The 8,370-nt window shown below is 51.8% G+C and carries 5 protein-coding genes; all 5 read left to right on the top strand.

What is annotated here, in order from left to right; translation table 11 throughout:
* The coding region (locus tag BLU99_RS06580; protein ID WP_369807707.1) for an outer membrane beta-barrel family protein at positions 1-2,303 on the top strand (2,303 nt) is incomplete at its 5' end.
* 740 nt (positions 2,304-3,043) lie between these two features.
* Positions 3,044-3,607, top strand: a complete 564-nt coding sequence (locus BLU99_RS06575; protein ID WP_091900379.1) for an exonuclease domain-containing protein — start codon at positions 3,044-3,046, stop codon at positions 3,605-3,607.
* A gap of 30 nt (positions 3,608-3,637) precedes the next feature.
* Positions 3,638-4,765 (top strand): DNA polymerase IV, encoded by a 1,128-nt coding sequence (gene dinB / locus BLU99_RS06570; protein WP_091900378.1) that lies wholly within the window; start codon positions 3,638-3,640, stop codon positions 4,763-4,765.
* Positions 4,766-4,976: 211 nt separating this feature from the next.
* On the top strand, positions 4,977-5,798 hold the full coding sequence (locus BLU99_RS06565) for an ROK family protein (protein WP_091900377.1): 822 nt from the start codon (positions 4,977-4,979) through the stop codon (positions 5,796-5,798).
* 17 nt (positions 5,799-5,815) lie between these two features.
* On the top strand, positions 5,816-8,359 hold the full coding sequence (locus BLU99_RS06560; RefSeq protein ID WP_091900376.1) for a glycoside hydrolase family 2 protein: 2,544 nt from the start codon (positions 5,816-5,818) through the stop codon (positions 8,357-8,359).
* Positions 8,360-8,370: the final 11 nt, after the last annotated feature.

The following is an 8,370-nucleotide window of genomic DNA, read 5'->3' as shown; positions in this document are numbered from 1 at the left end:
TCATCGTCGAGTGTCCGCAGAAGACAGCCCCTAGATACAAGGGGAACATCATAGACGAGCAAGGCCAGCCCGTAGCCTACGCTAACATTGCCCTGCTCTCATCTCAGGACTCCACGCTCATCACAGGTGGCGTATCGAACGAGAGTGGTCTCTTCGTCATCCCTTGCGAAAGGCCACAGGAAGGCAACGGCACGCAGCCCGTCCTCGCTCGTATTTCCTATGTTGGCTACAAGACCATTTACAAGCGATGCAACAGCACCAACCTCAGCACTATACGAATGCAGCCCGAGACAATGACGTTGAAAGGAGTCGTTGTGAAAGGCGAGATTCCGCAATACAGAACAACAACAGGTGGTATGACTGTCGAAATACAAAACTCCATCCTCAAAGATGTAGGGACGGCCGACGAAGTACTCTCGATGCTCCCTAATGTACAGGGTGGGGACGGCAATTATACAGTATTTGCTAAAGGCACGCCAGAAATCTATATTAACAATAAGAAGGTGCAGAACACTCGCGACCTAAAGCAACTGAAGTCCACCGACATCAAGAGCATTGACGTCATCACCTCGCCAGGTGCCAAGTACAATGCAGAGGTCAGTGCAGTTATTCGTATCAAGACTGTCAGGCCACAAGGCGACGGTATGAGTGTAGGGGCTTACAGCCAAGTGGTATATAATGAGAAATGGACTACCTACGACGATGCAACGGTAAAATATCGTACTGGCGGTCTGGAGGCGTTTGGAACCATATCACTTAATAATCACAACCACTCCGAGGACAACACGCTGCAATCAGACACTTACGCCAATGGCAATCATGTCAGTATCGACCAATACGCCCCTACCAGTAATTGGATCACGATGCTGAACGGACAAATAGGAGTCAGTTATGACTTTGATGCAGACAACTCCATTGGCTTTACCTACAGTCTGGGCGGTTCGCTCTATGAGGGTGGAACAGTGCCGATGCAACAGATCATCACGCGAAACAACGCCTTGGAAGGTACGGTGGACCAACTCATGAAGTTTGGTGCCAGTAATCGCCCTCATCACGAGACCAACATCTACTATGTGGGTAAAGTCGGTAAACTCGGCATCGATTTCAACGGCTCGTGGATATGGAAAAAAGACATGTACAACCAGACTTCGTTCGAACAGAGTCTGCAACTAGGCGACCGCATCGTGACGACTCACAACGAGAATCGGGGTAATATGTTAGCAGGGAAACTGGTACTGACTTATCCGATATGGAAAGGAGAATTGAGCTTCGGCAGTGAGGTCACACGCTCCAACAGTCACAGCATATATGAAAATATTGAACGAGTTTTATCCCCTTCTGACGACGAGATCCGAGAAAGCAATATTGCAGGATTTGCAGAATATCAAATGAAACTGGGCGATTGGAGCATTGGTGGCGGACTGCGTTACGAGGCAGTTAATTCCGACTATTACTCATTCGGTAAATACCTGACCGAGCCAAGCCGCCAATACCGCGACCTCTTTCCCAATTTTATCGCAGGTTGGCAAAAGAACAAATGGGGCATCCAACTGAGCTACGACAAACGTATTAGCCGTCCAAGTTATCAGTCGCTCAACTCTAATGTGCAATACGATAACCGCTATGAGTACGAGGGCGGAAACCCGCTGCTACGTCCATCCATCATGCAGAATCTCGACCTGAATGTCACCTACTCATGGCTGTCCTTCACAGCAGGCTATAGCCATAACAAGGATGCGCGACTGAGTTTCGGCAGCCTATATCAGGAGGGGACAGAGATAACCATCTGGACCGACCGCAATTTCGACAAATTCGAGTCATACCACGCCTCACTGACGGTCTCCCCCAATTTTGGCTTTTATCAGCCGACGCTGACTCTCAGCTACTGGCAGCAGGACTTCGACACTCAGGCATACGGTATTACCTCAAAACTCAACGACCCCGAATGGCAGATCAATTTCCGCAACTGGTTCTCTATCGACAAGACCACCAAGGCCATGCTCTATCTGCATTATTCCACCAACTATGATAATGGCTTCAATCACTATGCCCACAATTTCAACATCAATGCCCGCGTGCAGAAGACTTTCTTTGGTGGCAACCTGACAGCCGCTCTCTTTGCCAACGACATCTTCCGCAACCTCCGTGAACGCTGGACGGGCTACTATCCCGTAACTACGATGACCAAGGATGCCTATCTCTATACGCAGAACATCGGAGTGTCACTCTCGTATAATTTCAATACCACCCGAAGCAAGTACAAAGGCACAGGTGCTGGTAACGAAGAAAAGAACCGACTATAGATCTCTCCTTTCTTGATGGGCTGTCGCTGGTTCAAGCCCATCATCCTGAAGCGCCTTAAAAAGAGTCCTGTAAATCGATGATTTACGGGACTTTTCTTTTTCTCACGTTTCAAAGTTGCACCCATCTTGCACCCAATTTCATCAATCAACCTCCGCCGCTGCTCGTTCCTTCCTACGGAAGTAAACAAAATTTATCTGGTGCTCGGCCGACCCTGAACGCCCCGCTTTCAGGGCGTTTCAGCGCCCTCGGGGTTTCCTCCAGAGAAAGTCGGACTTTCCTCCGACGAAACTCCCGTTTTGCTCCGAGCAAACCGTGCCGTTGCAGGGAGCCTTCCGTAGCCTTGCCTTCGGAAGTGCCTATTTTGTAAATTTATTCTATCAATATTCACTTTGCCGAAGCAGTTTTATCCCTGAAAAACGTTGAATCAAAATTGGACAATTGGACAATTGGACAAAAAGTTTTTTCTTTGTCGAAGTCAAGACAAAGAAAAAAATAATTAATATATTATAATATATAATATAATTAAATTCTTGTCATTAGCACCATCTGTTCCAATCGAATTTAAGTTTTGTCCAATTGTCCAATTGTCCAATCACCGCGCCAAACAGTAGTAGTTTTCAGTTGCTTGTTTAGTGTCATATGTTATGATATTTAGGATTTGTTTTTGCACTCCAAAGTATATCAAATATACCGCAAAAAACGCCCATATCTCATAGAAAATGCTTATCTTTGCACAAGTATGCTTAGAGACTTCATCGCTATCGACTTCGAGACGGCCAACCAGGAACCGTCGAGTGTCTGCTCTGTGGGAGCGGTCATGGTACGTAAAGGTCAGGTGGTCGATACCTTCTATAGCCTCATCCAGCCAGAGCCGAACTACTACCATTATTGGTGCCAGCGCGTACACGGACTGAGTCAACAGGATACAGACGAAGCACCAGTCTTCTCGACAGTATGGCGGCGATTAGAAGAACGCCTGACGGATGTGTTCTTTCCCGATCAAGCGACGGAGCAGCAAGAGCCCTCGTGCCTGCACGAAAGGCTGAGTGCGATCCCATTCGTTGCCCATAATGCACGTTTCGATGAGGGATGCCTGAAAGCGGTTTTCAAGGTCTATCAGATGGACTACCCCGACTACCGTTTCTTCGACACGCTCACTGCATCCCGTCGGCAGTTCGGCCATGCACTGCCTAACCACCAGCTCCACACCGTTGCCGCAGCCTGTGGCTACGACCTGCAGCACCATCACCATGCTCTGGCCGATGCAGAAGCCTGCGCCGCAATAGCATTATACCTCCTATAACGGTTGAGTTCCCGGATAGAACAAAAGAAGATGGCAGAGCGGAAGATCATACACGTGGACATGGACCAGTTCTTCGCGGCGGTAGAGCAGCGCGACCATCCCGAGCTGAGAGGTAAGCCCGTCGCCGTAGGGCACGACGAGGCGAGAGGTGTGGTATCGACCGCCAGCTACGAGGCCCGCCGCTACGGCGTACACTCAGCCCAATCAATACAGGTTGCCAAACGCCTCTGTCCACCACTGATCATCGTTGAGCCCCACTTCTATAAATACAAAGAGGTGTCACAACAGATACGGAGCATCTTCCTCGACTATACCGACCTGATTGAGCCGCTATCGCTCGACGAGGCCTTCCTCGACGTAACGGACAACAAGAAAGGCATACCTCTTGCAGTGGATATTGCTAGGGAGATCAAGCAACGCATCAAGGAGACAACCGGCCTGACAGCCTCTGCCGGGGTGAGCTATTGTAAGTTCCTGGCGAAGATTGCATCCGATTGGCGCAAGCCCGACGGTCTGACGGTGATACATCCCGACAAGGCTGTCGCATTCATCGAACAGCTGAACGTTCAGAAGATCTGGGGTGTGGGACAGAAGACGGCCGAGAAGATGCACCACATGGGTATCTTCACCGGAGCCGACCTGAAGAAACAGTCGCTGACCCGCCTCACACAGGAGTTCGGGAAGATGGGACATGTGTTCTACGAGTTCGCCAGAGGTATCGACGAGCGTCCGGTCATCTCGGAATGGGAGCGGAAATCGGTCAGCTGCGAGCGCACCTTCGAGACTGATATCAGCAGCGATGCGGCTGTCACCGTCGAACTATATCACACTGTGCTTGAACTGGTACGCCGCATCGAGAAAAGTGGTTTCGAAGGATACACGCTGACCCTGAAGGCCAAGGTGATGACCGCTACCGATGGACATACCGGCTACCAGTCCTACCAGCAGATCACCAGAAGTATCACCACTGGCTGCCTCCTGCGAACAAAAGACGATATACTCCCCCTGGCCAAGAGACTGATGCAGGAGGTTGACCACCACTCACACCCGATCCGCCTGCTGGGGCTGGGTGTATCGAACCATCGGGATGAGCAGACCAACGAACAGCCACGATGGGTTGAACTGGAGCTGGAGTTCGAAGACTGGCCTCCCAACTAAGGGTGATCGCGACATCACCTACGGAGGGGTGTTTTACGGATATTGAGGGTTTTAAGGGTGAAAAAATGATGTTTTGCGCATTTTGAGGAAAAACAAACGCAAAATTCTTTTTTTATATCAAACATTACGCTTATCTTTGCACCAGATTTTTCACATAAATAGATTGTAACATACTGATAACTAAAAACCTTCTTTACCAAAAAAAAGAGTTATGAAGATTGGAATTGATTTAGGAGGCACTAACATTCGAGTTGGACTTGTTGACCAAAACCGACTCATCAGCAAACAGACCGCACCCTGTCCGAAGGGCACGGAGAAAGAAGTGTTGGAACAGATTCTCGCACTTATCAGAAAGGTGATGTCGGAAGAAGTAACATCAATTGGCGTAGGCGTTCCCTCTGTCGTGGACCGCGAAAGAGGGATCGTCTACAATGTTGCCAACATCCCGTCGTGGAAAGAAGTACATCTCAGACAGATTCTTGAGGACGAGTTCCACAGACCAGCTTTTATCAACAACGACGCTAACTGCTTTACCCTGGGTGAGCATTACTTCGGGGAAGGAAAAAACTACAACGACTTTGTCGGACTGACCATCGGTACAGGTATCGGCACTGGTCTTATCTTTAACGGGAAACTGTACAACGGACACAACACGGGAGCTGGCGAGATCGGTTCGCTGCCTTTCAAGGGAAAGGACTATGAGCATTTCTGCGCCAGCCGATTCTTCGACGCCTTTGAGACAACAGGTGTCGAGTTAGGGGAAAAAGCGAGAGAGAATGATGGACAGGCACTGAAAACATGGTGCCTCTTCGGTGATAACCTCGGCTGCCTGATGGAGGCTATCCTTTATGCCTATGATCCACAAGCCATCCTATTGGGCGGAGGGATCACCGAAGCGTTCCCCTATTTCAAGGACGCGATGTACCAACGCCTCAAGGAGTTTCCTTATCAGGAGTCGGTAACCCGCTTGCACATCGCTCCCTCTAAACTGAAAGACGCAGCCCTGCTGGGTGCTGCCATGTTAGACGAATAATCAATCGCATTAAGGATATGAAACACCGAAAAATAAGTATTCTCACGGCCATCTGCTTCTGCACATTAGGTGCACAGGCACAGACCACAGAACTGCTTGACGGATGGGAGTGCCAGTCGTCGGCCATCGTCGGCACAGACGGAGCCGCCCTCTCTACCGGCAAGGAATCATCCGCATCCTGGTATGCCACTCATGTCCCTTCGACGGTCATGGGCACTCTCGTTGCCAACGGGGAGTATCCGAGACTGTTGGAGAGAGATAACTATAAGCAATACAACAACAGCCGGTTCCTCGTACCCTGGTTCTTCAAGAAGAACTTCCGTCTGGACGGACTGAAGGATCATGAGCATGTCAGACTGCTCTTCGAGGGACTGGGCTACAGCGCCAACATCTATCTGAATGGGAAACTGGTAGCCTCACGCGATACCGTACGAGGGCCGTTCAGCACCTTTGCCGTCGATGTCACAGGCACAGCCAAGGAGGAGAACACCTTGGTGGTGGAGACCTTCAAATGCAATCCCGGTGACTTCAATATCGGCTTCGTAGACTGGAACCCGCGCCCATTGGACGAGAGCATGGGTATCGTCCGTCCAGTAAGCGTGCAGCGTTGTGGTGACGTGGTGATTGAGTCACCGCGTGTCTGTTCACGAGTCAACCTGAACACCATGAAGGAGGCATGGTTGGACGTGGAGGCCCAACTGCGCAACCTGAGCGACCACGACGTCAGCGGTCAACTGGTATGCACCTTCGAGGGTCAGGAATATGCCCTACCCGTCACCCTGCGTGCAGGACAAGTCAGGACGGTCCGACTGGACGAGAACGAGATGGCAGCCTTGCATGTGATGAACCCGCGCCTCTGGTGGTGCTACACCATGGGCAAGCCCGAGATGTACGACCTGTCGCTGGCGTTCAAGGCCGACCAGACCCTGAGCGACACCAAAGAGGTACGCTTCGGCATCCGTGAAGTTGGCAGCTTCATCACCAACGACGGTTACCGTGCCTTCACCCTCAACGGGCAGCGCATCCAGCTCCTCGGTGCCGGCTGGACCGACGATATCTTCCTGCGCGATGATGCCGCCAGCTACGACCGTCAGCTGGAGCTGGTCAAGCAGATGAACATGAACACCGTTCGTCTGGAGGGCTTCTGGGGAACATCTCAGGCACTCTACGACCTGTGCGACGAGAAGGGAATCCTGCTGCTCGCCGGATGGAGCTGCTTCTGGGAGTGGGACTCTTACCTGGGTAAGCCCTGCGACGAGCGATACGGTGGCATCCTCACCGACGAGGAGGCTCAGCTGATCGCAAGGGAATATGACGACCAGCTGCGCTACCTGCGCAACCATCCGTCGATCATCGCCTGGTTTGTCGGCAGCGACAAGCTGCCTATCCCTGCCCTGGAGTATCACTATGAGTGGGCACGGAAAGTCATCGACGACCGTCCTTATATCATCTCCGCCAAGGAGATGGAGAGTGATCTCTCTGGCACATCCGGCACCAAGATGGCTGGTCCCTACGACTACGTAGCACCATCCTACTGGTATGCCGAGGAGGCACCGGGCGGTGCCTTCGGTTTCAACACCGAGACAGGCATCGGTGCCCAGCTCCCTGTCAAGGAGTCGTTACAGCAGATGCTCGGCAACAAGCTATGGCCGCTCGACAGCACATGGAACTACCTCTGCACCTCTGCCGCTGAGGCATTCAACAACCTCGACATCCTGAAGGAGACCGTCGCCAACCGCTATGGTGAGGCCAAGGATATCGACGACTTCCTCAGGAAGGCAAACATGGTGAACTACGACGGTACCAGAGCCATGTTCGAGTCTTTCAGATACAACAGTCCGAAGGCGACAGCTCTGATCCAGTGGATGCTGAACGCTGCACGTCCGAGTCTCTACTGGCAGCTCTACGACCATTTCCTGCGGCCTAACGCTTCTTTCTATAGTGTGAAGAAGGCCTGTGAGCCCGTTCAGCTGATCTACAGTCACTTGAACCGTGACGTCCGTGCCGTCAACAGCACCCTCCAGCCTGTCACCATCACGGCCACCATGAAGGTCTATGGCGTCAGCGGAAAGGCATTAGGCAATAAAAAGGTGACCGTGACCGTTCCGGCACTGGGCTCCGTCAAAGCCTTCGACACCGTGGAGCTGACAGAGGACAACGGTTATCTCTTCCTCAGCTGTCAGGCTGACGGAAAGACCATCGCAGAGAACGAGTATGCCCTGGCCACCACCAACGATGTCTACGACTGGCCTAAGTCCGACTGGACCAGAACCCCGATACTGAAACATGCCGACCATACCGCCATCGGCGGTCAGCAGCCTGCTAAGTGCAAGGTGAAGGTCAAGGAGGCACAGGGACGACAGATTCTGCTGACCGTCAGCAACCCCTCCGACCAGGTGGCTTATCTGCTCCGTATCGTCCTCAAGGACAAGAAGGGAAAGATCATCGACGGTGTGGACTTCAGTGACAACTATATCACCATCGAGCCCCGTGGCGAGAAGACCGTCAGCTGCGTGTTGCCCCGTGACGTGAAGTTCGCAGCCGACGTACTGAGCTATTAAAACGACAGAAG

The organism is Prevotella sp. lc2012 (assembly GCF_900107065.1).
GTDB lineage: Bacteria > Bacteroidota > Bacteroidia > Bacteroidales > Bacteroidaceae > Prevotella.
Note: the sequence above shows the minus strand (reverse complement) of the source record. Positions and strands in the feature narration are given on the sequence as shown.